We start from the raw sequence: 21,815 nt of genomic DNA on the forward strand, positions 1-21,815 counted from the left end.
CGGAGCTGAAACAGGTTTGGAACGCATAGCAGTCATCGACTTTGAAACCACCGGGATCTCCCCGAGCAGCAGTTGCCGGGCCACGGAAATTGCCGTGGTGATCCTTGAGCAGGGGCGCATCGTCGACCGTTACCAAAGCCTGATGAACGCTGGCGTGCGCGTGCCGGGCTTCATCGAACAACTCACCGGCATCAGCAACGCCATGCTGCGCACCGCGCCGTCGGCCGAGCAGGTGATGAACGAGGTCAACGAGTTCGTTGGCATCACGCCACTGCTGGCGCACAACGCGGCATTCGACCAGAAGTTCTGGGACTTCGAGCTGGGACGGATCAAACGCACCCGCTTGCAGAACTTTGCCTGCTCGCTGTTGCTCGCCCGACGCCTGATGCCCGCCGCACCGAACCACAAACTTGGCACCCTCACCACCTTCGCCAGCCTGCCCGACACCGGCAAGGCTCACCGGGCCATGGCCGATGCCGAGATGGCGGCCAACCTGACTGCGCACCTGGCGCAAGAGCTGCGGCAAAAGCATGGCTTGCGCGAGTTGTCCCATGATCTGCTGGTGAGTTTGCAGAAAGTGCCGGCGGCGAAGATCAATGAGCATCTCAAGCGCCATCGCGGGTTCTAAAAACACTGCAAAAACCTGTGGGAGCGGGCTTGCTCGCGAAAGCGATTCATCATTCAGTATTGATGTTGACTGACACTCCGCTTTCGCGAGCAAGCTCGCTCCCACATTGGATCTCCTGCGCCGTTAGATTCGTGTTTAACGACGCCTCCGATTCGATGATCGGTCCTACCGAATTTTAGGGAATGTCTGTCTTGCTCCTCATCTGTGGCATCGATAACCTTTTGCTGTCGCTGCCAATTCAGCGACCGGGTCTGCAAGCCCGCCGACAGTTTGTTATGAGACCACCGGCGCACCTATAATCGCGTCGCTTTAATGAGCGACCATCGATTTTATGGTAGCTGTGTGCGGGAGACCTTCGGGTCTGCCGGGGTGGTCTCCTACTCGGTCTTGCAGACCCGCACATAGCTGCCACCCATCATCTGCAAGTGATGCTGGCAGCTCCGACATTCTTAGGAGATTCGCCATGATCAAAGTTACCCCCAACCCTCCTGAAGATTCTGCGCAATCGATTATGAGCGCAGCTCACTTCACCCCCAAAACATTCATCCGTCACCACATCCAGCTGCGCGCACTGTTGCTGCATGCAGAGCCCTGGTTCTGCGCCCACGATATAGGTCGATTGATGGGTGTGGACATAAATGGAAGGCAAGTGCTCAAGCTTGATGCGGATCAGAAGCAACTGATGTGTCTGTCCGGAAATGATGGTCTCCGAGAGACCTTGATGCTGAGTGAATCAGGCGTATACGCGATGCTGGTGTATCACTATTGCCCGGAAAACCGCCATTTACGGCGTTGGCTGACACACGACGTGGTGCCGATGTTGCGGGAGGAAGCGGGGACCATTTCGAATCAAGCGCCGCATATGCGGGCGATGGAATGGGCGGGCGGGACGCTGCGGCTGCTGCATTGGCGCAAGGAACCTTGGGTGCGCCTGCGGGATATGCCGGGTTTGTTGCCTGCAAGTTACAGCGGCGTCTGACCGATCGCTTCGCGGGCAAGTCGAATCGTCGCACCGCCGCTCCCACAGGAATGAGGTAACACCAGTGGGAACGGGTTGTTGGCAAGGCTCACCGGGCCATGGCCGATGCCGAGATGGCGGCCAACCTGACTGCGCACCTGGCGCAAGAGCTGCGGCAAAAGCATGGCTTGCGCGAGTTGTCCCATGATCTGCTGGTGAGTTTGCAGAAAGTGCCGGCGGCGAAGATCAATGAACATCTCAAGCGCCATCGCGGGTTCTGACTGACACACCACAAATCCCCTGTGGGAGCGAGCCTGCTCGCGATAGCTATTTATCATTCAATATTGATGTCGACTGACACTCCGCTATCGCGAGCAGGCTCGCTCCCACAGGGTATGTGGCGTATCAGAGCTTTCCATTCCCTTCCAACTGCCCCAGCGGCACGCGCTTTTCGATGGCGCTCGACAGCACAATCGAGGTCTTGCTGAAGCCGAATTTGGCGATCCGGTTAATCAACTCCTCCAGCTCCGGCATCGAACCCACCGCCGCTTGCATGATTACGCACGGATCACCGGTCACCCGGTGGCATTCCGTTAGTTGCGGGATTTTGATCAGGTCGTCGTAGGCCTTTTGGTTGCCGTGCTGGTTCAGGCGCAGTTCGATCACGCACTGAATCGGCAATCCCAGCTTGGCCATGTCGACTTTCGCCTGGTATCCGGTGATCACCCCGCTGGCTTCGAGTTTAGCCACACGCTCGGCCACGGCCGGGGCGGAGAGATTCACTTTGCGCGCCAGGTCGGCGTAGGACGCACGACCGTTTTCCAGCAGGGCGCCGAGCAGCATGCGGTCGTATTTGTCCATCATCGTATTCCTGAAAATGCCTGACTTTCGAAAACACGGTTTATAGCGCTGATCTCCGTGTTTTGAAAAGTGTACCGACGCTATAAACAGGTTTTGTAACTTATTTTTCGCCGTTAGCCTTTCTAGAATAGCCGTTCACCTTGTCTTGTCATCGAGCTGCCCATGCCTGGCTTACGTCGTTTTCCCTTTCCGCTGATCGCTGCCTTTTTCGCGTTGTACGTGATTTGGGGTTCGACTTACCTGGTGATTCGCATTGGCGTCGAATATTGGCCGCCGCTGCTGCTCGCCGGTATCCGCTTTGTGATCGCCGGGACGTTGATGTATGCGTTCCTGCGCTGGCGCGGGGCGCCGGCACCGACCTGGGCGCAGTGGAAGGCTGCCGGGATCATCGGAATCTTGCTGCTGGCTTGCGGTAACGGCGGGGTCAGCGTGGCGGAACACATGGGCGTCGCTTCGGGGGTTGCGGCGTTGGCGGTGGCGACGGTGCCGCTGTTTACCTTGCTCTGCGGCTATTTCTGGGGCGCGCGCAATACCCGTCTCGAATGGGCCGGGATTGTGCTGGGGCTGATTGGCATCGCCATGCTCAATCTGGGTTCGAACCTGCAATCGAGCCCGTTGGGTGCGCTGTTGCTGGTGTTCGCGGCGGCGTCCTGGGCGTTCGGTTCGGTCTGGAGCAAACACTTGCCGTTGCCTCAAGGGGCGATGGCCAGTGCCGTGGAAATGCTGGTCGGCGGTGTAGTGTTGTTGATCGGCAGTGCGCTGAGCGGCGAGCATCTGCAAGCCATGCCACCAATAGAAGGGTGGGCAGCCTTGGCCTACCTGGTTTTCTTCGGTTCGATCATCGCCTTCAACGCTTACATGTACCTGTTGAAAAACGTGCGTCCGGCGGCCGCCACCAGTTATGCCTACGTCAATCCGGCGGTGGCGGTGTTGCTGGGTATCGTGTTTGTCGGCGAGACCATCGGTATTGAAGAGGGGCTGGCGATGCTGGTGATCATCAGTGCCGTGGTGTTGATCGGATTGCCGCAGTGGCGCAGGGCGCCTGTTCAGCCGGCCGTAGCGGTGCCGACAGAATCCCGTGTGAATTAGGGTAAACTGCGCGCCATTGCATCTTGTTTTGCACACTTGTTTTGAAAAACCCGCGCTGAATTTTCCTACGGTACTCCCATGACTTTCGCCTCCCTTGGCCTGATCGAACCCTTGCTGCGCTCTCTCGAGACGCTCGGCTACCAGACCCCGACGCCGGTTCAGGCGCAAGCCATTCCGGCGGTGCTGGCCGGTCGCGACCTGATGGCCGCCGCCCAGACCGGCACCGGCAAGACCGCCGGTTTCGCGTTGCCGCTGCTGCAATTGCTGGCCATGGAAGGGCCGAAAGTCACCGCCAACTCGGTACGCGCGCTGATCCTCGTGCCAACCCGCGAGCTGGCCGAACAGGTTCACGAAGCCGTGCGTCAATACGCCGAGAACCTGCCGCTGAGCACGTACGCCGTATACGGCGGCGTCAGCATCAACCCGCAGATGATGAAGCTGCGCAAAGGCGTCGATCTGCTGGTGGCGACCCCGGGTCGCTTGCTCGACCTGTTCCGTCAGAACGCGCTGAAGTTCAACCAGCTGCAAACCCTGGTGCTGGATGAAGCGGATCGCATGCTCGATCTGGGCTTCTCCGAAGAGCTGGGGAACATTTACAAGGCGCTGCCGAAGAAACGCCAGACGCTGTTGTTCTCGGCGACCTTCTCCGACGCAATCCGCACCCTGGCCGGACAAATGCTCAACGACCCGCTGAGCATTGAAGTCAGCCCGCGCAACGTGGCGGCCAATACCGTCAAGCAGTGGGTGGTGACGGTGGACAAGAAGCGCAAGCCGGAGCTGTTCGTCCACTTGATGCGCAAGGGCAAGTGGAAGCAGGTGCTGGTGTTCGCCAAGACCCGCAACGGTGTGGATGCGCTGGTGGAAAAACTCCAGGGGCTGGGCATCAACGCCGACGGCATCCACGGCGACAAACCGCAGGCAACCCGTCAGCGTGCGCTGGACCGTTTCAAGGCCAGTGAAGTGCAGATTCTGGTGGCTACCGACGTTGCCGCCCGTGGTCTGGATATCGAAGATTTGCCGCTGGTGGTCAACTTCGACCTGCCGATCGTGGCTGAAGATTACATCCACCGCATCGGTCGCACCGGCCGTGCGGGTGCAACCGGGCAGGCGATTTCGCTGGTCTGCGCCGATGAAGTAAATCTGCTGTCGGCCATCGAGACGTTGACCCGTCAGACGCTGCCTCGGCAGATGGAACACGACTTTGAACCCGAGCACCGGGTGCCGGACACCGATGCCAGTGGTCAGGTGGTCAAGAAGCCGAAGAAACCGAAGAAGCCCAAGACTTCCGGTGGCGGTAAACGCAATCTGGGTAAGTGGGTCGAGAGTGGCGATGCTTCGGCGCCGGAACCTTCGATCAAACCAGTGCGCAAAGTGCCGGTGTTCAACACTGGGCCGCGTAAGAAGAAGCCTTGATCGCTTAAGGATCGTTCCCACGCTCTGCGTGGGAATGCAGCCCGGGACGCTCCGCGTCCCTTCAAAGCCGAACGCGGAGCGTCCGAAGATGCATTCCCACGCAGAGCGTGGGAACGATCAGTCGATCAGGTTCGGTGTTTCAACCATTCGATCATCCCCAACCCCGCTGCGCGCCCACTGGCGAAACACGCGGTCAGCAGATAGCCGCCTGTCGGCGCTTCCCAATCGAGCATTTCCCCTGCGCAGAACACGCCGGGCAGTTGCTTGAGCATCAAGCGTTCATCCATCGCCTCGAACATCACGCCACCCGCGCTGCTGATGGCCTCGTCCAGTGGGCGGGTTTTTACCAGGGTCAGTGGTAACGACTTGATTGCTTTGGCCAGCAGTGCCGGATCGGTGAAGCAGTCGGCCGGCGTCAGCTCTCGCAACAGCGCCGCTTTCACGCCATCAATTCCAAGCTGACTGTGCAGGTGTTTGGACATGGAGCGTGAGCCACGGGGTTTGCTCAGTGCTGCCTGAACTTTATCCACAGGTCGGCCCGGCAACAGGTCGAGATGGACTGTCGCCGAACCGTGCAGGTTGATCGCTTCGCGGATCGGTGCTGACAGGGCGTAGATCAAACTGCCTTCAATCCCCGTGGCAGTGATCACACATTCGCCGAGTCGTGGCACGTCGTCATTGAGGCCGATGGCGATGTTTTTCAGCGGTGCTCCGGCGAATTTGCTGACCATCAGTTCGCTCCAGGCCTGCACCTCGAAACCACAATTGCTCGGTTGCAGAGGCATCAGTCCTACGCCGCGTTGTTCCAGCGGCAGCATCCACGCGCCGTCCGAACCAAGGCGCGACCAGCTGCCGCCACCAAGGGCCAGCAACGTGGCGTCCGTCTGGATGATTTTTTCGCCCTCGGGACTGTCGATGCGCAATCCACCGCTGTCATGCCAGCCGAGCCAACGGTGACGGGTGTGGATAACCACGCCCGCATCGCGCAGGCGTTTAAGCCAGGCGCGCAACAGCGGCGCGGCTTTCATGTCGGTTGGAAACACCCGGCCGGAGCTGCCGACAAAGGTTTCGATGCCCAGGTCATGAATCCATTGGCACAGTGCGTCGGCGCCGAAGGACCGCAGCAGCGGCGCAATCTGTGGCGCACGTTCGGCGTAGCGCGAGAGAAAGGCCGGGTAGGCTTCGGAGTGAGTGATGTTCATGCCGCCGACACCGGCAAGGAGGAATTTTCGTCCCACCGAAGGCATGCCGTCGTACAGGTCGACGCGGATTCCGGCCTGGCTCAACACTTCGGCCGCCATCAAACCGGCGGGGCCGCCGCCGATGATGGCGACGCGAGGGAAGAGAGGAGTCGAGGGCTGGGTCATGGAATGCGCTGCGGTATGGCTGGATAAGCGGCGCATTCTATCAGCACCATTCCCTGTGGGAGCGGGCTTGCTCGCGAAGAGGGTGGGTCAGTCGATATTAATGTTGTCTGATACACCGCATTCGCGAGCGAGCCCGCTCCCACAGGGTTTTTTTTGGTGTTTGTAAAAGTGTGATCAAAAAACAACCAGTATTCTGAGAGCTATACAAAGCCTGGCCTGCAGACCCTTTCACTCAGGTTATCCACAGGCAGTTCCACAGGCATTGTGGGTAAAGCACCCACAGCTCAATGACAACCTGATGACGTCCAGACCCGTTGCGCGCTGTGATGCAGGATTCCATGACGGCGTGCCAATGCCTGGCGGTCCTTGCTGTAGCCGCCGCCGATCACCCCGACCACTGGAATATCACGCCCCAGGCAATGACGCATCACGCTTTCATCGCGGGCAGCCACGCCTTCGTCGGTCAGCTTCAGGTAACCGAGTGCGTCGTCCTTATGCACATCGACGCCCGCGTCATACAACACCAGATCGGGTTGATAGAGCGGCAGCAAATAGTTGAGCGCATCGTCCACCACTTTCAGGTATTCGGCATCGCCCATGCCCTTGGGCAACGGGATGTCCCAGTCGCTTTCGGCTTTGCGTGCAGGAAAATTCTTTTCGCAGTGCAGGGAAACCGTTATCGCGTCCGGGGTGTTGTGCAGAATCCGTGCAGTCCCGTCGCCTTGGTGCACGTCGCAATCGAAGATCAGCACCCGGTTCACCCGGCCACTTTCCAGCAGGTAATGGCTGATCACCGCCAGGTCATTGAAGATGCAGAAGCCGGCCGGGTAATCGTAATGCGCGTGATGCGTGCCGCCGGCCAAGTGACAGGCCAGCCCATGTTCCAGCGCCTGCTCGGCCGCCAGCAGTGAGCCGCCCACCGCTCGCACCGTGCGCCGGGCCAGTGCTTCGCTCCAGGGCAGGCCGAGTCGCCGTTGGTCCTCGCGGGACAACTCGCCGCTCATGTAGCGTTCGATATAGGCAGCGTCATGGGCCAGGGCGAGAATGTCCGCTGGGCAGAGTTCCGGTCGCAGCAGATCGGCGTCCCGGGTCAGGCCGCTGTCGACCAGGTGATCGCGCAGCAGGCGAAACTTGTCCATGGGGAAGCGGTGGTCCGCCGGGAATTCGGGGCTGTAGTCTTCGTGGTAAATCAGCGGCAGGGACATGGCGGGCTTTTATTCAGTACGGCAAGCAGGAATGAAGGAACGATCCTACCAGCGATGTAGACTTGCGGCATGGAAAGGGGAGGACATGATGGAGCCGATACTGGAACTCGAGAGCGCGCGGCTGCTGTTGCGACAGTGGCGCGATGAGGATTTGCCTGAGTTTGCGGCAATGTGCGCCGACCCCCAGGTGATGCGCTATTTTCCGGCGCCGTTGAGTCGTATGGAAAGTGCTTCGCTGATCGGACGGATTCGCGGGCATTTTGCCGAGCATGGTTTCGGCCTTTGGGCATTGGAGCGCAAAGACACCGGAGCCTTTATCGGTTTTACCGGCCTCGGCGTGGTTGGCTTTGACGCGCCCTTCACCCCGGCGACCGAAATCGGCTGGCGCCTGGCGCGCGAGCATTGGGGCCTGGGCTATGCCAGTGAAGCAGCATGGACGGCTCTGCGCTGCGGGTTTGACCGTCTGGCACTGGACGAGGTCGTGTCCTTTACCGCCAAAGACAACCTGCCTTCTGAAAAAGTCATGCAGGCCATCGGCATGCACCATGATTCAGCCGATGATTTCGAACACCCCAGGCTCGCGGCCGATCATCCCCTGCGTCACCATGTGCTCTACCGCATTACCCGTGAACAATGGCTGCAAACCTTGCATGGATAAGCGGGCACGGACGTTTACAATGGCTGCCTAGTGGCCCGGGCCAGAATCTGAATCGACCGCCGCAGCCAAGACTGCGCGGCATTGCGTTGTGTGAGGAGAGTCTGAATGAGCCAAGTGTTGGATGATCTGGTCGACTTGCTGACCCTGGAACCGATCGAAGAAAACCTGTTTCGTGGCCGCAGCCAGGACCTGGGTTTTCGTCAATTGTTCGGTGGTCAGGTAATCGGTCAGTCTCTGTCGGCCGCTAGTCAGACGGTCGAAGAAACGCGCCATGTGCATTCGATGCACGGTTATTTCCTGCGTCCCGGCGATTCCGCGTTGCCGGTGGTCTATCAGGTTGATCGGGTGCGTGACGGCGGCAGTTTCAGCACGCGTCGGGTGACGGCGATCCAGAAGGGCAACCCGATCTTCACCTGCAGCGCCTCGTTCCAGTACGACGAAAAAGGCTTCGAGCACCAGGCCGAGATGCCGATTGTGGTCGGCCCGGAAAACCTGCCCTCGGAGCTTGAACTGGCTCAGCAGCGTGCGCACCTGATTCCCGAACACATGCGCGAAAAACTGCTGTGCCCCAAACCGATCGAGTTCCGACCGATCACCGAGAAAGACCCCTACAACCCGCAACCGTCCGATCCGGTCAAGTACGTCTGGTTTCGCGCCGACGGTGCCTTGGCCGACTCCCCGGCGCTGCACAAATACCTGCTGGCCTACGCCTCGGACTTCGGTCTGCTGACCACCTCGATGCAACCCCACGGCAAATCGGTCTGGCAGAAAGACATGCAGGTCGCCAGCCTCGATCACGCGCTGTGGTTCCATGCTGACCTGCGCGCCGATGACTGGTTGCTGTACGCGATGGACAGCCCGTGGGCCGGCAATTCGCGAGGCTTCACCCGTGGCAGCGTGTTCAACCGTGCCGGCCAACTGGTGGCCTCGGTCACTCAGGAAGGGCTGATCCGTCATCGCAAGGATTGGGCATGAGCCTGGCCGAGGTGCGGCACTGGGTGTTCGACATGGACGGCACCCTGACGGTGGCTGTGCATGACTTCGCGGCCATTCGCGTGGCGCTGGCGATCCCGGCCGAAGACGACATCCTGACTCACCTCGCGGCGTTGCCGGCCGATGAAGCCGCTGCCAAACACGCCTGGCTGCTGGAACACGAACGGGATCTGGCGCTGGGTTCGAAACCGGCGCCCGGCGCGGTGGAGCTGGTGCGGGAATTGGCCGGACGCGGTTATCGCCTGGGCATTCTCACGCGCAATGCCCGGGAGCTGGCGCATGTGACGCTGGAGGCGATCGGCCTGGCTGACTGCTTTGCGGCGGAGGACGTGCTGGGCCGTGATGAAGCGCCGCCGAAACCGCATCCCGGTGGTCTGCTGAAATTGGCCGAGGCCTGGAACGTGCCGGCGAGCGAGATGGTGATGGTCGGTGATTACCGGTTTGATCTGGATTGCGGCCGGGCGGCGGGGGCGCGGACGGTGCTGGTTAACCTGCCGGATAATCCGTGGCCTGAGCTGACGGATTGGCATGCTGCTGACTGTGTGGTGTTGCGGGAAATGCTTTCGGCTTGATGCAATTGTTGTCTGATCCGAAACCATCGCGGGCAAGCCCGCTCCCACAGTTATGTGCCATGCCTGAGTTATCCGACCGGCACACAACCCTGTGGGAGCGGGCTTGCCCGCGATAGCGTCGGATCAGGCAATACAAAACTCACTGCCCAAACAAAACCTTTTGCCCCTCCGGCGACGTAAACATCCCCTCTCCGTTATGCCCAACCCCAGGCACTTCTATCAGTCGCTGATTCACCCCTTGCGGGTTGCGACGCAGCAGGTAGTTGAAATAATTCTGTCCGCGAACCAATCGGTAAGCGCCTTGGGCTTCGGCCTCGCAGCCTTTGTCCAGCGCCGGATGCTGCGGGTCGATGTCTTGCTGCCCGAGCAGATAAGTCACGTCGCGTTTGACGTAATTGCCTTCAATCTGCGGAGCCGTTTGCCCACTGGCGTAAATGGGCAGATCCGTCAGTCCATACTTCCAGCGATTGAACCCAGGACAGCCGGCATGATTGAACGCCACGGGCCGCTGCTCATTGAAGTATGCGTAGGACGAAGGGTTGGCGACCACATAGCGAAGTTTCACACCCGCAGCCGTCAATGCCGGCAGGTCGTGAGCCAACAGCGCATAGCGTTGAACGACCTGGGCGCCACCGGAGTGACCGGCGATGATGATTTCCTTCACGTCGGGAAACTGCCGACGATCGCTGATTCTCTCGATGATCTGATCCAGTGCCGCATAGGAACTCACCCGAAACGGAGCGGTGGATAAGCCACCGGCCATCCAGTCATTGCCCTGCCAGCGCAACACGGTGTCCGCCACCGGATGTTGGGCAATGTCGGTTTCGTTGAGAAATTGCGGAGCAATCACCAGGGTGTTGGCACTTTGCCCGGCCAGTTGCGCCGCGCGTTCGGCGCTCTGGCGGTAGGTTTCGGCGTTGCGCAGACGGCCATGGATGATGATCAGCACCCGTTCGATTTTCGCCGGCGCCGGGCTGATGCCCACCGCCATCTCACCTTCTTTCAACAACAAGCGCCCGGGGCTGATCTCTTTGACCGCATGTTCGGCAGCCTGGGTGCACATGCAGGTGAACAGCAACATCAACAGCCAATTTTTCATTTACAGGTTTTTCGCCGCAAAGGTATCGCACTGGCCCACCTGGCCTTGCGCAAATCCGGTTTTAAACCAGCGCACCCTTTGCGCCGACGTGCCATGGGTAAACGAGTCCGGGACCACGCGACCTTGGCCCTGTTGCTGCAAACGGTCGTCGCCGATGGCGTTGGCCGCATTCAAGGCTTCTTCGATGTCACCCGGTTCCAGCCAGTTCAGACGCTTTTGTGCATTGTTGGCCCAGACGCCGGCCAGGCAATCGGCCTGCAATTCCTGACGCACCAGCAAACCTCCGTCGCCTTCCATTTTCCGGCCTTGCTGACGGGCTGTCTGAATTTTCGCCGAAACGCCGAGCAAGGTCTGAACATGGTGTCCGACTTCGTGAGCGATCACGTAAGCCTGTGCGAAATCACCTGCCGCTGAAAAGCGTTGCGACATTTCCTGGAAGAAACTCATGTCCAGGTAGACCTTCTGGTCTGCCGGGCAATAGAACGGGCCGGTCGCCGATGTCGCCAGGCCACAGGCCGAGTTGACGCGGTTGCTGAACAGCACCAGCGTCGGATTTTTGTACTGATGACCCGCCTGCTGGAAAATCTGGCCCCAGGTGTCTTCGGTGTCGCCAAGGATTGAACGCACGAACTCGGCGCCTTCGTCATTGGCCGGCGGCGCCTTGCGGGTCTGGTTGGTGGCCGGTGCCGATTGCTCGCTCATTTGCCCGGTCAGTTGTCCGAGGATCTGCATCGGGTCCTGGCCGGTGATCCAGCCGATCCCGACGATCAGGATGATCGCGGTCAGGCTCAGGCCTTTGCCACCGCCAAAACGCATCCCACCGCCACCGACATCGTCACCACGGGCATCGACCACGTTGTCGCTGCGTCGGCCTTTTTTCCATAGCATGTGGGAATCCTCTGATTGTCCGTGGGGATGAGTGTTGCTGGTGAGTGGGAGCGGCGCCAGTCCGGCCGTCCGGCTTTTATCGCGCACGGCAGCATTCCCGGCAACCAGTGGCGGTCGCCGGGAACCTCTCAGGTCTGTATTGAACGTAGACAACCCATCTAATTCCGTCAGGTGATGGGTTTTTATCGAGCAGGCGACGGCCTGTACCACAAATTACTGGTCGAACGGGTCCCACACCGGCGCGAAATCGGGATTGACCTGACGCTCGCGCTTGGAGAGACCGGCAATCAATGCCCGGTCTTCGTCGTCCAGGTTCACTTGCAGCGATGCAAGGTTGGCCAGTTGATTGGCCTTGCTGCTGGCTTTGGGAATCGCCGCCACATTGGCTTGGTCGAGCAGCCATTTGAGCGCGACCTGGGTCGGCAGCACCCCGTGTTTGGCCGCGATCTGCTGGAGTGCCGCAATTTCCGAGACCTTGTTGCGGGCCAAGGGTGAATAGGCCGTCAGCGCTATGTCATGTCGACGGGCGTAGTCCAGCAGCGCATGTTGCCCGAGCAACACATGGTATTCGACCTGGATGGCGGACAGCGGCGCGCCCAGTTCTTCGACGACTTTGCGCAGCAGCGGCAACGGAAAATTCGCCACGCCGATGTGCCGTGCCAGACCTTGTTCCTTGAGCGACACCAGGGTCTTGATGGTCTGTGGCAAGTCCCAATCGGTCGTCGGCCAATGGATCATGAACAGGTCGACGTAATCGCTGCGCAAGGCTTTCAGGCTGCGGTCCATGGAATGGCGCATGGCGTCCGGTTGCAGTTGGTCCCACCAGACTTTGGTGGTGACGTGGATCTGATCGCGAGGCGTAGGACTGTTCGCCAACGCTTGACCGACCGCGTCTTCATTGTTGTAGGCCGCCGCAGTGTCGATGTGTCGATAGCCTGAGATCAACGCCTGTTCGACCGCACGGGTGCATTCTTCACCCAGCATCGGCCAGGTGCCGAGACCGAGTTTGGGCATGTTCAGTCCTTGAGCATTAACGATTCGCTGCATGATCGATCTCCTGTTCGTAAGCGGTGATCCCGGCGATATGGCGCGCGGCGATGTAGCCGAACGTCAGCGCCGGACCCAGATTGATGCCGCCGGCGGGGTAGTGCCCACCCATGAGGCTGGCCATGTCACCGCCCGCCGCGTAAAGCCCGGGGATGACCTGACCCGATTCGCCCAGCACCTGGGCGTGTTGGTTGACCTTGAGCCCGGCAAAGGTGCCGAAACAACCGGGCTGGACCTTCACCGCATAAAACGGCCCCTGTTCGATGGGGGCGACGCAGGGGTTGGGGTGCTGCAAGGCATCACCCTGTTTGCGGTTGTAAGGCGTCGAACCGCGACCGAACTGCGGGTCTTCGCCGTTGCGCGCGTGCTGGTTGTAATGCGACACAGTGTGGCGTAATCCGTTCGGGTCGATGCCGCAGGCGCGTGCCAACTCTTCAAGCGTGTTGCCGGTTTTCAGATAACCGCTGCGGATAAAGCCTGACAGCGGCACCGGAAACGGTCGGGAGATCCCCAAGCCATAACGTCGCTGGAAAGCATGGCTGCAGATCAGCCACGAAGCGACGTCTTCACCCGAAGGCGCGGCGTTGACCATGGCGCTGACGTAGTCGTAGTAACCGTTGGCTTCATTGACGAACCGCTGGCCGTTGCTCAGCACGCCGATGATTCCTGGCTTGCCACGCTCGATGATGTGCGGGAAGTGCCCGACGCTGCCGTCCTTGTGAGGCACCCGTGAAACCGGTGCCCAGGCCACGGCGCAGGCCATTTCAGTGTTGACTAGCGCGCCCACGCTTTCGCCCAGGCGCAAGCCATCGCCGCAGACTCCGAGAGGCGGCAGCGCCAAGTGTTCATGGCCGGTCGGGGTGCGCGGGAACAAGGATTTACGCCGTTCGATGTCATGGGCAAAACCACCGGCGGCCAGTACCACAGCCTTGCGCGCATGGATGCGGATGTTGCCCTTGGCCGTGCTGACCTGCGCGCCTCGGACCTGTTCGTTATCGCGCAGCAATTCGGTGACTGGCGCTGACTCCCAGAGCAACACACCCAGGTCTTCGGCGGATTTTGCCAGGCGAGCGACCAGCGCCACGCCGTTGACCAATTGCATCGCCCGACCATGAATGGCGAGGTCCAGCAGGTGCCGGGTTAAGCGTCGGGTCACGTGCCAGGCGGATTTCAGTGAACGCGTCAGATTGAGAAACGCCGCCAGGTCCGCGCCCGCCATGATCGGCATGCCCATGAACGACGTTTCCCGCAGGGTTCGGCGCAGACGCTTGAGCAGCTTGCCGACTTTTCGCCCGTCATACGGCGCGGCGATCACTGATCGCCCGCCGGTGCCGGCGCCTGGTGTGTCGCCGTGGATGTCGGCAATCGCGTTGCCGTCGGCGAATTGCAGTGAGGTGTGTTGCTCGAAGAACGCCACCATCCGTGGGCCGGCCTCCAGGAACGCGTCGATCATTGCCGGTTGGTAATGCTCGCCCAATTCGTGTTTCAGGTAAGTGCGCGGTTGCTCGACATCTTCGACAATGCCGGCGCGTCGTGCCAAAGGATTGCACGGCACCCAGGCCCAACCGCCGGACCACGCCGTGGCGCCACCAAACACCGGGTCTTTCTCGACCACGATCACCTTCAACCCGTGCCACGCCGCCGTGACGGCTGCCGATAATCCGGCAGCCCCAGAGCCGACAATCAGCACATCGCAATCGATGTCCGGGAGTGAACGGGGTTCGGCAGGCATGGTGTGGCACTCCAGCGGTTTGTATGTTTTTGGAATTTGATTCCAGAAAATATAGGAGGTGGTTCCTGCTCGGCAACCGCGAGAGGCGCAAAACGGGCGGTTATCGGACAGTGGGTTCCAGATTTCGCATTCCACCGATTGTCTTCTAGAATCGGCCAAAATTTGCGTGGAACTCCCCATGGCTGGCAGTCAGATCGAACGTGTTTTCAGCGTGCTGGAAAGCCTCACCAGTGACCCTCGCGGCCTGCCGATGCAGACGCTGGCAGAGCAACTGGACATCCCCAAAAGCGCGACCCACCGCCTGCTCGCCGAGCTGATACGGCTCGGTTACGTGCGCCAGAATCCGGAGACTTTGCGCTATCACTTGTCGAGCAAATTGGTGGCGATGGGCTTTCGTTACCTGTCGAGCAGCGGCGCCGATATCGTTCAGCCGGTGCTTGATCGCCTGGCTCAGGAGACGGGCGAGCTGGTGCGTCTTGGCGTGATCGAAGGTGAGCGGCAGGTCTGGATTGCCAAGTCGCAAGGCGCTCGGTCCGGGCTGCGTTACGACCCGGACATGGGCCGCGATGCGCCGTTGTTCTATACCGCGTCTGGCCATGCGTGGCTGGCGTGCATGAGTGATGCGGAAGCCTTGTCATTGGTGGAGCGCCAAGGTGGAGAGCGCCCCAAGGACCTGGGGCCGAATGCACCGCGTTCCAATATCGAATTGCTTGAGCGCCTGCGCCTGGCGCGCGAGCAAGGTTATGCCTGGGTCGAGGAGAGTTCGGCGGTGGGCACCTCAGCGATAGCGGCGGTGGTGCGTCATCCGAGTGATGGGCGAGTGATCGGCGTGCTGAGTATTGCCGGGCCCAGCGCGCGGATGCCGGGGGCGCGGCTGCATGAATTGGCCCCGCTGTTGTTGAAATTTACTGAAGAGCTGTCGGCGGCAAGCCTGGCGTCAGAACTGTTCATATAAGTGAAGGTGTGCGCTGTTCGCACACTTTTTCGATTTGCTTGTGTAAGAATCTGGAACCAGGTTCTAGATTGTTGGAATGACCCCTTCCAACAATAATCGCAAGAGGACCGTACGATGAGTTTGCCCCTTCGTATCGCGTTGATCGGCGCTGGCAATATGGGCCGGCAGCATTACCACCCTCTCAAATCCCTGACGCACGTGAAACCGTGCGCCGTCGTCGATCCGTGGGTTTTTTCGCCGACTGCTGTCGGATGCGGGAATAAACATGAGTGAACGGATCTTTTCCCTGGCCAGTCTGACGGTACTGGAGCTGTCACCGCCGCAGATGGTCGAAGTCGCTGCTCGCGCCGGTTACAGCCATGTCGGATTGCGCCTCGAACCGGCGACACCTGAGGAGCATCACTTTGCGTTGGTCGCCGATGCCGGCTTGCGGCGCAAGACCTTGGAGCGACTGCGCGATACCGGCATGCGGGTACTGGATGTTGAAATCCTGCGGCTCAAACCGGACACGGTGGTCGCCGGTTTCGAGAAGATACTGGCGGTCGGTGCCGAATTCGGTGCCAGTGAATTGCTGGTGGCCGGTAACGATTCTGACGAACAACGGCTCACCGAGAACTTTGCGCGGCTGTGTGACCTGGCGGCACCGTACGGGCTTCATCCGCATCTGGAGTTCATGCCGTGGACCGATGCCTGCAACCTGCAGCAAGCGGTGCGCATCGTCGAAAATGCGAGGCGCGAAAATGGTGCGGTGTTGGTCGACGCTTTTCACTTCGACCGTTCGGCTTCACGGCTGGAAGATCTGGCCAGGGTGGCGCCGTCGCGGTTACGGTATGCACAGTTGTGTGATGTCGCAGGACCGAGGCCGACGGACATGGCGGAAATTTTGCGTCAGGCCCGTAACGAGCGGCGTTTTCCCGGCGATGGCGAGTGCGACCTGGCAGGGTTGTTGCGATGTTTACCGAGCGATATTGCGCTGAGCCTCGAGATTCCCACCGTGCAGTTGCTGGAGCAGGGCGTGAGCGGGTTGCAGCGGGCGCAGATGGCGCTGGATAAAACCCGGGAATTGTTGGCACGGCTTGCCCGTGATGTTTTTGATTTCAAGCCTTAAGGAATGCCCATGACTGTCAGCACCCCGCTTTCTGGCGTTAACCAACCCTTCAAGGGGATCTTGCTGATTGTTGTTGCCACCTTTCTCTTCTCCAGCCATGACGCCTTTTCCAAGTATCTGTCGGGGTTTTACCCGATCGTCATGGTGGTCTGGGCCCGTTATGTGGTTCACACGTTACTGATGGCCGGGATCTTCCTGCCGCAATCCGGGTTGCGCGTCCTGCGTACCAAACGGCCGTTGCTGCAGTTGGCGAGAGCGTTGTGCCTGTTGGGCACCAGCCTGTTTTTTACCACGGGTTTGCAGTACATCCCGTTGGCCGAAGCCACGGCGGTCAACTTTCTTGCGCCGGTGCTGGTGACCGCGCTGTCGGTGCCACTGCTGGGTGAACGTGTCACCCGGGGCCAATGGATCGCGGTGATTTGCGGATTTATCGGTGTGTTGATCATCGTCCACCCCGGCGGTGAATTGTTCACTCCGGCCGTGCTGTTGCCGCTCTGCTCGGCGCTGTTTTTCTGCTTTTATCAATTGCTCACCCGCAAGCTCAGCAGCATCGACAGCCCAACCACCAGCAACTTCTTCGCCGGTCTGTGCAACACCCTGGTGATGAGCGCGCTGGTGCCGTTCTTCTGGCAAGTACCGACCTTGGGGCATGGCTTCATGATGGTGGCGCTGGGCGCCTGCGGGATGACGGCGCATTTGTTTCTGACTCAGGCCTTCCGCTACGCCGCCCCTGCGCTGCTCGCGCCCTTTGGCTACTGCCAGATTGTGTTTGCCGGGTTGTTGGGCTGGCTACTGTTTTCCCACACGCCGACCCTGACCACCGTGGTCGGGATCGCGGTGATTTGCTGCAGCGGGCTGGCCGCGGCCTGGCAACAGAGTCGTCGGTAGAAGAAACAAAAAAGGCAGGCCTGGAATCAGGCCTGCCGGGGGGGAGGGGATTGTTACTCGGTGACGCTAGGAATCTTGCGCGGCGCCATGAAGTACATCCAGATCAGCGCGATGAAATACATCGCCGGAATCAGGGTAAACAGCACGGTGTAGTTGTTGTTGGTCACCGTCAGAATGTGCCCGACCAACTGAGTCATGAACATCCCGCCGATGGCCGCGCACATGCCGCCGAAGCCGAACACCGTACTCATCATGTGTTTGGGCGTGTAGTCCATCACCAGGCTCCAGATGTTCGCAGTCCAGGCCTGGTGCGCGCCGATGGCCAGGGAGATGGCGAACACAGCGACCCACAGGCTGCTTGAACCTGCCGCCATGATCACGCCGACGATGCAGCAGGCGAACAGCAACATGGACATCAACCGCGCCTTGATCGGGTTGATCCCGCGACCGATCAGGAACGAAGAGAGGATGCCGCCGCCGACGCTGCCGAAGTCTGCCGTCAGGTAGATGATGATCAGCGGGATACCCATCTGGGTCACGTTGATCCCCAGGTTGTATTGCTGATTGAGGAACGGTGGCAGCCAATAGAGGTAGAACCAAAACACCGGCGCGGTCATCGAGTAGGCCAGTGCGAAGGCCCAGGTGCCACGCATGCGCAGGATTTTCGAGAACGGCACGCGGACCTGTTCCGGTTCGACTTCTTTCTGGATGTAGTCCAGTTCCGATTGTTTGACGCTTGGGTGATCTTCCGGGTTGAAGTACTTCAAGCCCCAGAACAGCAACCAGATACCGCCCAGTGCCGACATGCACAGGAACGCGGCTTGCCAGCCCCACACGTGCAGAATCAGCGGCAACAGCATCGGCGTGAACATCGCACCGACGTTGGTCCCGGCATTGAAGATGCCGGTGGCGACGGCCCGTTCACCGGCCGGGAACCACAATCGCGTGGTTTTCACGCAGGCCGGGTAGTTGGCGGCTTCGGTCAGACCGAGAATGAAGCGACAAACCATGAAGCCGACTGCCGACGTGGCCAAGCCGTGAGCGCCGGTGGCGATGCTCCAGAGCAGCACCGCGCAGAAGAACACGCGCTTGACGCCGACCCGATCGATCAACCGCCCTTGCAGCACGAAACCGATGGCGTAGCCGACCTGAAACCAGAAGTTGATGTTGGCGTAGTCCATCGCCGTCCAGCTCATTTCCTTGGCGAGGATCGGCTGCATGACGCCTAGCGCGGCGCGGTCGATGTAGTTGAGCGTGGTGGCGAAAAATACCAGCGCCAGCATGCCCCAGCGGGTTTTGCCCACCGCCATGGCACCGCGGATCTTGGCACCGACGCCGCCGGTGGCAGAAATCATGGAGGAACGCTCTACGGGAGAGCTTTGAGAAGGAGTCATTTAGGCCACCGATTATTTTTATGTGGTGTTCTGGGTCTTTGGTCACCGAGACCGATGGGTGACCGGACTCAATGTGGAGTCGATGTTGGGCAGTGGACGAAAAATCGTCAATTCGCCAAGGGCCATTGTGTTCGATTATCGAACGGAAAACTAACCGGGTAGTACACTTTGAATTGCTCAAGAAGGCCGTCAGCTCAATAATCCGCTCACTCTTTTAAAAGCGGCGCAAATTCCCTGTAGCCGAAGCCTCCACCGGGAGTCGAAAACATGCAGCGTTCCATTGCCACCGTGTCCTTGAGCGGTACCCTGCCGGAAAAACTCGAAGCCATTGCCGCCGCCGGTTTTGACGGGGTGGAGATTTTCGAAAATGACCTTCTCTACTACGACGGCAGCCCGCGGGAAATTAAACAGATGTGCGCCGATCTCGGGATCGCGATCACCCTGTTTCAACCATTCCGCGACTTCGAAGGCTGCCGCCGCGACCGTTTGCACCGCAACCTGGAGCGGGCCGAGCGCAAGTTCGACCTGATGCAGGAGCTGGGCACCGACCTGGTGCTGGTGTGCAGTAACGCGTCTGCCGACTCCGTCGGTGATGAGCAAATCCTTATAGATGACTTGCGCTTGCTGGCCGAACACGCGGGCGCCCGAGGCCTGCGAATCGGCTACGAAGCGCTGGCCTGGGGCCGGCATGTGAACACTTATCAACAGGTGTGGAACATCGTGCGCCAGGCGGATCACCCAAGCCTTGGGGTGTTGCTGGACAGTTTTCACACGTTGTCGCTCAAGGGTGATCCGAGTGCGATTGCCGAGATTCCCGGGGACAAGATTTTTTTCGTGCAAATGGCCGACGCGCCGATCCTGGCCATGGACGTGCTGGAGTGGAGCCGGCATTTCCGCTGCTTCCCGGGCCAGGGTGAATTCGATTTGCCGGGGTTCCTAGCACCGATCATCAAGAGCGGTTACACCGGGCCGCTGTCGCTGGAAATCTTTAACGATGGCTTTCGCGCCGCGCCGCCTCGTGCTAACGCGGCGGACGGTTTGCGTTCGTTGCTGTACCTCGAAGAGAAAACCCGCCAGCGTCTGGCGCAGGAAACCATGCCTGCGACCCACCTCGATATTCTGTTCGAGACGCCCAAGGCCAGCGAATACAACGGCATCGAATTTCTCGAGTTTGCGGTGGATGAGACCCTTGGCGCCAAGCTGTCCCATTGGCTGGAGCGCCTGGGTTTCGTCAAGGCCGGGCAACATCGTTCCAAGAACGTGAGCTTGCTGCGTCAGGGCGATATCAACCTGATCCTCAACTCCGAACCTTATTCCTTCGCCCACAGTTTTTTCGAGGCACACGGTCCATCGCTGTGCGCCACGGCCGTGCGGGTCAAGGACAGCGCCAGTGCGCTGGCCCGGGCCGTGGCCTATAAAGGCCAACCGTATCGCGGACTGGTCGGGCCAAACGAGCTGGAGCTGGCGGCGGTGCGTGCGCCGGATGGCAGCCTGATTTATCTGGTGGATCAGGAGGCCGATGTCTACGCCACTGACTTCAATCTGCAACCCGCTGCGGTGGCCAGTGGCGGCCTCAAACGCATCGACCACATGGCCATGGCGTTGCCGGCCGACAGCCTCGACAGTTGGGTGCTGTTCTACAAAAGCCTGTTGGATTTTGAAGCCGACGATGAAGTGGTGCTGCCCGATCCGTATGGCCTGGTAAAGAGCCGTGCCTTGCGCAGTCGTGACAGTTCGATCCGCTTGCCGCTGAACATTTCCGAGAACCGCAACACCGCAATCTCACACGCGTTGTCGAGTTATCGCGGTTCCGGTGTGCATCACATTGCGTTTGATTGCGATGACATCTTTGCCGAAGTCAGCCGTGCGAAAGAAGCGGGTGTGCCGCTGCTCGATATTCCGCTCAATTACTACGATGACCTGGCGGCGCGGTTTGATTTCGACGATGAGTTTCTCAGTGAACTGGCCTACTTCAACGTGCTGTATGACCGCGATGCCCAGGGCGGCGAGCTGTTCCACGTCTACACCGAACCGTTCGAGGGGCGCTTTTTCTTCGAGATCATCCAGCGCAAGAACGGCTATGCCGGTTACGGTGCGGCCAATGTCGCGGTCCGACTGGCGGCGATGGCCAAGTCACGAAGTGGGGCTGTAAGACAGGCAAAGTTGTAGGAAAATCGTAAAGACGGAGACAAACCGTTGCCGCGCGGCTTCCTTCACTGTGCGGCGCGGCCCATAATCGCCCACCTGTGCAGTGATGGCCGTGAGCCCGCAATGACGATAATTTCAGAACTTTCCGCAGCAGCCGACGAACCCGTTGCCGAGCCGCGCAAGAGTCGCAAGAACAACCCTGAAAAAACCCGCGAGAACATCCTTCAAGAGGCGATTGTCGAGTTCGTTCAGCAAGGGCTTTCCGGGGCTCGCGTCGATGCAATCGCCGAGCGCATCCACACCTCCAAACGCATGATCTATTACTACTTCGGCAGTAAGGAACAGCTCTACATCGAGGTGCTGGAGAAACTCTACGGCGATATCCGCAGCACTGAAAACCGTCTGCACCTGACCGAGCTGGCGCCCGTCGAGGCGATTCGGCGGCTGGTGGAATTCACCTTCGATCACCATGATCGCAACGTCGATTTCGTGCGCATCGTCAGCATCGAAAACATTCACAACGCCGAATACGTAAAGCGTTCCGATGCGATCAAGGCGATGAACAACACCATCCTTGATTCACTGGGCGAGATTTTGCGTCGCGGGGCCGAGGACGGTGTGTTTCGTTCCGGGCTGGAGCCGCTGGATGTGCATTTGCTGATCAGCTCGTTCTGCTTCTATCGTGTGTCGAACCGCCATACCTTCGGCGAGATCTTCCAGATCGACTTGCCTGACGAGAGCATCAAGCAGCGTCATCGGGAGATGATTTGCGAGTCGGTTCTGCGGTATTTGCAAGCCTGACGCCTTCGCGG

Annotated in this window: 20 protein-coding genes and 2 pseudogenes; 14 read left to right on the forward strand and 8 right to left on the reverse strand. The window is 59.8% G+C overall.

The window, feature by feature from the left end; genetic code table 11:
* The first annotated feature begins 16 nt into the window (after nucleotides 1–16).
* The 3 genes and pseudogenes from QRN31_RS13470 to QRN31_RS13480 all read left to right on the forward strand — a co-directional run.
* Nucleotides 17–628, forward strand: coding sequence for a 3'-5' exonuclease (locus QRN31_RS13470; RefSeq protein WP_285432497.1), 612 nt, complete (start codon nucleotides 17–19; stop codon nucleotides 626–628).
* A 463-nt stretch (nucleotides 629–1,091) separates the two neighbouring features.
* The gene (locus tag QRN31_RS13475; RefSeq protein ID WP_285432498.1) at nucleotides 1,092–1,607 is read left to right on the forward strand and encodes a BRO-N domain-containing protein; all 516 of its coding nucleotides are present in this window, start codon (nucleotides 1,092–1,094) and stop codon (nucleotides 1,605–1,607) included.
* 80 nt (nucleotides 1,608–1,687) lie between these two features.
* Nucleotides 1,688–1,867 (forward strand): annotated as a pseudogene (locus tag QRN31_RS13480) (3'-5' exonuclease); the annotation flags it as partial.
* A 124-nt stretch (nucleotides 1,868–1,991) separates the two neighbouring features.
* Here QRN31_RS13480 and QRN31_RS13485 read toward each other — a convergent pair.
* Nucleotides 1,992–2,447, reverse strand: coding sequence for an Lrp/AsnC family transcriptional regulator (locus QRN31_RS13485; RefSeq protein ID WP_222588574.1), 456 nt, complete (start codon nucleotides 2,445–2,447; stop codon nucleotides 1,992–1,994).
* A 162-nt stretch (nucleotides 2,448–2,609) separates the two neighbouring features.
* Here QRN31_RS13485 and yedA point away from each other — a divergent pair, with 162 nt between their 5' ends.
* Both yedA and rhlE1 read left to right on the forward strand, forming a co-directional pair.
* Nucleotides 2,610–3,536, forward strand: a complete 927-nt coding sequence (yedA, locus tag QRN31_RS13490) for a drug/metabolite exporter YedA (protein WP_285432499.1) — start codon at nucleotides 2,610–2,612, stop codon at nucleotides 3,534–3,536.
* Between the two features lie 78 nt (nucleotides 3,537–3,614).
* A complete protein-coding gene (gene rhlE1, locus QRN31_RS13495; RefSeq protein ID WP_090179585.1) occupies nucleotides 3,615–4,949 on the forward strand; it encodes an RNA helicase RhlE1 in 1,335 nt (444 codons plus the stop codon).
* A 125-nt stretch (nucleotides 4,950–5,074) separates the two neighbouring features.
* On the opposite strand, the gene QRN31_RS13500 is transcribed toward rhlE1, so the two are convergent.
* Nucleotides 5,075–6,316 (reverse strand): TIGR03862 family flavoprotein, encoded by a 1,242-nt coding sequence (locus QRN31_RS13500; protein WP_285432579.1) that lies wholly within the window; start codon nucleotides 6,314–6,316, stop codon nucleotides 5,075–5,077.
* Nucleotides 6,317–6,600: 284 nt separating this feature from the next.
* Entirely contained in the window at nucleotides 6,601–7,521 is a 921-nt protein-coding gene (locus tag QRN31_RS13505; protein ID WP_285432500.1) for a histone deacetylase family protein, read from the reverse strand.
* An 88-nt stretch (nucleotides 7,522–7,609) separates the two neighbouring features.
* Between QRN31_RS13505 and QRN31_RS13510 the strand changes: the two genes are divergently transcribed.
* The 3 genes from QRN31_RS13510 (at nucleotide 7,610) to QRN31_RS13520 (ending at nucleotide 9,744) form a co-directional block, all read left to right on the forward strand.
* Complete coding sequence (locus QRN31_RS13510; RefSeq protein WP_285432580.1) at nucleotides 7,610–8,179, forward strand: GNAT family N-acetyltransferase; 570 nt, start codon at nucleotides 7,610–7,612, stop codon at nucleotides 8,177–8,179.
* Nucleotides 8,180–8,284: 105 nt separating this feature from the next.
* Nucleotides 8,285–9,154, forward strand: a complete 870-nt coding sequence (tesB, locus tag QRN31_RS13515; protein WP_090179593.1) for an acyl-CoA thioesterase II — start codon at nucleotides 8,285–8,287, stop codon at nucleotides 9,152–9,154.
* The gene (locus QRN31_RS13520) at nucleotides 9,151–9,744 is read left to right on the forward strand and encodes an HAD family hydrolase (RefSeq protein ID WP_285432501.1); all 594 of its coding nucleotides are present in this window, start codon (nucleotides 9,151–9,153) and stop codon (nucleotides 9,742–9,744) included. Before tesB ends, QRN31_RS13520 begins: the two co-directional genes overlap by 4 nt.
* A 139-nt stretch (nucleotides 9,745–9,883) precedes the next feature.
* On the opposite strand, the gene QRN31_RS13525 is transcribed toward QRN31_RS13520, so the two are convergent.
* From QRN31_RS13525 to QRN31_RS13540, 4 genes are all read right to left on the reverse strand, one after another.
* Nucleotides 9,884–10,843 (reverse strand): alpha/beta fold hydrolase, encoded by a 960-nt coding sequence (locus tag QRN31_RS13525; RefSeq protein ID WP_285432502.1) that lies wholly within the window; start codon nucleotides 10,841–10,843, stop codon nucleotides 9,884–9,886.
* Nucleotides 10,844–11,731, reverse strand: coding sequence for a KPN_02809 family neutral zinc metallopeptidase (gene ypfJ / locus QRN31_RS13530; protein ID WP_285432503.1), 888 nt, complete (start codon nucleotides 11,729–11,731; stop codon nucleotides 10,844–10,846).
* 213 nt (nucleotides 11,732–11,944) lie between these two features.
* On the reverse strand, nucleotides 11,945–12,778 hold the full coding sequence (locus QRN31_RS13535) for an aldo/keto reductase (protein ID WP_285432504.1): 834 nt from the start codon (nucleotides 12,776–12,778) through the stop codon (nucleotides 11,945–11,947).
* A complete protein-coding gene (locus QRN31_RS13540) occupies nucleotides 12,762–14,510 on the reverse strand; it encodes an FAD-dependent oxidoreductase (RefSeq protein WP_285432505.1) in 1,749 nt (582 codons plus the stop codon). Before QRN31_RS13540 ends, QRN31_RS13535 begins: the two co-directional genes overlap by 17 nt.
* 178 nt (nucleotides 14,511–14,688) lie before the next feature.
* Between QRN31_RS13540 and QRN31_RS13545 the strand changes: the two genes are divergently transcribed.
* The 4 genes and pseudogenes from QRN31_RS13545 to QRN31_RS13560 all read left to right on the forward strand — a co-directional run bounded on the left by QRN31_RS13545 (nucleotide 14,689) and on the right by QRN31_RS13560 (nucleotide 17,461).
* Nucleotides 14,689–15,465, forward strand: a complete 777-nt coding sequence (locus QRN31_RS13545; RefSeq protein WP_285432506.1) for an IclR family transcriptional regulator — start codon at nucleotides 14,689–14,691, stop codon at nucleotides 15,463–15,465.
* 114 nt (nucleotides 15,466–15,579) lie between these two features.
* A pseudogene (locus tag QRN31_RS13550) lies at nucleotides 15,580–15,690 on the forward strand (gfo/Idh/MocA family oxidoreductase); the annotation flags it as partial.
* A gap of 40 nt (nucleotides 15,691–15,730) precedes the next feature.
* Nucleotides 15,731–16,573 (forward strand): sugar phosphate isomerase/epimerase family protein, encoded by an 843-nt coding sequence (locus tag QRN31_RS13555; protein ID WP_285432507.1) that lies wholly within the window; start codon nucleotides 15,731–15,733, stop codon nucleotides 16,571–16,573.
* 9 nt (nucleotides 16,574–16,582) lie between these two features.
* Nucleotides 16,583–17,461, forward strand: a complete 879-nt coding sequence (locus QRN31_RS13560; protein WP_285432508.1) for a DMT family transporter — start codon at nucleotides 16,583–16,585, stop codon at nucleotides 17,459–17,461.
* A gap of 53 nt (nucleotides 17,462–17,514) precedes the next feature.
* Here QRN31_RS13560 and QRN31_RS13565 read toward each other — a convergent pair whose 3' ends face one another.
* Nucleotides 17,515–18,816 (reverse strand): MFS transporter, encoded by a 1,302-nt coding sequence (locus QRN31_RS13565; protein WP_285432509.1) that lies wholly within the window; start codon nucleotides 18,814–18,816, stop codon nucleotides 17,515–17,517.
* Between the two features lie 306 nt (nucleotides 18,817–19,122).
* Between QRN31_RS13565 and quiC the strand changes: the two genes are divergently transcribed.
* Together quiC and QRN31_RS13575 are read left to right on the forward strand one after the other, a co-directional pair.
* The gene (gene quiC, locus QRN31_RS13570) at nucleotides 19,123–21,024 is read left to right on the forward strand and encodes a 3-dehydroshikimate dehydratase QuiC (RefSeq protein WP_285432510.1); all 1,902 of its coding nucleotides are present in this window, start codon (nucleotides 19,123–19,125) and stop codon (nucleotides 21,022–21,024) included.
* 102 nt (nucleotides 21,025–21,126) lie between these two features.
* On the forward strand, nucleotides 21,127–21,804 hold the full coding sequence (locus QRN31_RS13575; protein ID WP_285432511.1) for a TetR/AcrR family transcriptional regulator: 678 nt from the start codon (nucleotides 21,127–21,129) through the stop codon (nucleotides 21,802–21,804).
* Nucleotides 21,805–21,815 lie beyond the last annotated feature (11 nt).

It is taken from the genome of Pseudomonas sp. fls2-241-R2A-110 (assembly GCF_030209165.1).
Classification (GTDB): domain Bacteria; phylum Pseudomonadota; class Gammaproteobacteria; order Pseudomonadales; family Pseudomonadaceae; genus Aquipseudomonas.

Excerpts from the sequence above, each read along its gene's own strand:
- QRN31_RS13535 (WP_285432504.1), bottom strand. The coding sequence starts at position 12,778 with ATGCAGCGAATCGTTAATGCTCAAGGACTGAACATGCCCAAACTCGGT.
- quiC (WP_285432510.1), top strand. The coding sequence starts at position 19,123 with ATGCAGCGTTCCATTGCCACCGTGTCCTTGAGCGGTACCCTGCCGGAA.
- QRN31_RS13525 (WP_285432502.1), bottom strand. The coding sequence starts at position 10,843 with ATGAAAAATTGGCTGTTGATGTTGCTGTTCACCTGCATGTGCACCCAG.
- QRN31_RS13505 (WP_285432500.1), bottom strand. The coding sequence starts at position 7,521 with ATGTCCCTGCCGCTGATTTACCACGAAGACTACAGCCCCGAATTCCCG.
- ypfJ (WP_285432503.1), bottom strand. The coding sequence starts at position 11,731 with ATGCTATGGAAAAAAGGCCGACGCAGCGACAACGTGGTCGATGCCCGT.
- QRN31_RS13560 (WP_285432508.1), top strand. The coding sequence starts at position 16,583 with ATGACTGTCAGCACCCCGCTTTCTGGCGTTAACCAACCCTTCAAGGGG.
- QRN31_RS13475 (WP_285432498.1), top strand. The coding sequence starts at position 1,092 with ATGATCAAAGTTACCCCCAACCCTCCTGAAGATTCTGCGCAATCGATT.
- QRN31_RS13545 (WP_285432506.1), top strand. The coding sequence starts at position 14,689 with ATGGCTGGCAGTCAGATCGAACGTGTTTTCAGCGTGCTGGAAAGCCTC.
- QRN31_RS13510 (WP_285432580.1), top strand. The coding sequence starts at position 7,610 with ATGGAGCCGATACTGGAACTCGAGAGCGCGCGGCTGCTGTTGCGACAG.
- QRN31_RS13500 (WP_285432579.1), bottom strand. The coding sequence starts at position 6,316 with ATGACCCAGCCCTCGACTCCTCTCTTCCCTCGCGTCGCCATCATCGGC.
- rhlE1 (WP_090179585.1), top strand. The coding sequence starts at position 3,615 with ATGACTTTCGCCTCCCTTGGCCTGATCGAACCCTTGCTGCGCTCTCTC.
- QRN31_RS13485 (WP_222588574.1), bottom strand. The coding sequence starts at position 2,447 with ATGGACAAATACGACCGCATGCTGCTCGGCGCCCTGCTGGAAAACGGT.
- QRN31_RS13565 (WP_285432509.1), bottom strand. The coding sequence starts at position 18,816 with ATGATTTCTGCCACCGGCGGCGTCGGTGCCAAGATCCGCGGTGCCATG.
- yedA (WP_285432499.1), top strand. The coding sequence starts at position 2,610 with ATGCCTGGCTTACGTCGTTTTCCCTTTCCGCTGATCGCTGCCTTTTTC.
- QRN31_RS13575 (WP_285432511.1), top strand. The coding sequence starts at position 21,127 with ATGACGATAATTTCAGAACTTTCCGCAGCAGCCGACGAACCCGTTGCC.
- tesB (WP_090179593.1), top strand. The coding sequence starts at position 8,285 with ATGAGCCAAGTGTTGGATGATCTGGTCGACTTGCTGACCCTGGAACCG.
- QRN31_RS13555 (WP_285432507.1), top strand. The coding sequence starts at position 15,731 with ATGAGTGAACGGATCTTTTCCCTGGCCAGTCTGACGGTACTGGAGCTG.
- QRN31_RS13540 (WP_285432505.1), bottom strand. The coding sequence starts at position 14,510 with ATGCCTGCCGAACCCCGTTCACTCCCGGACATCGATTGCGATGTGCTG.
- QRN31_RS13520 (WP_285432501.1), top strand. The coding sequence starts at position 9,151 with ATGAGCCTGGCCGAGGTGCGGCACTGGGTGTTCGACATGGACGGCACC.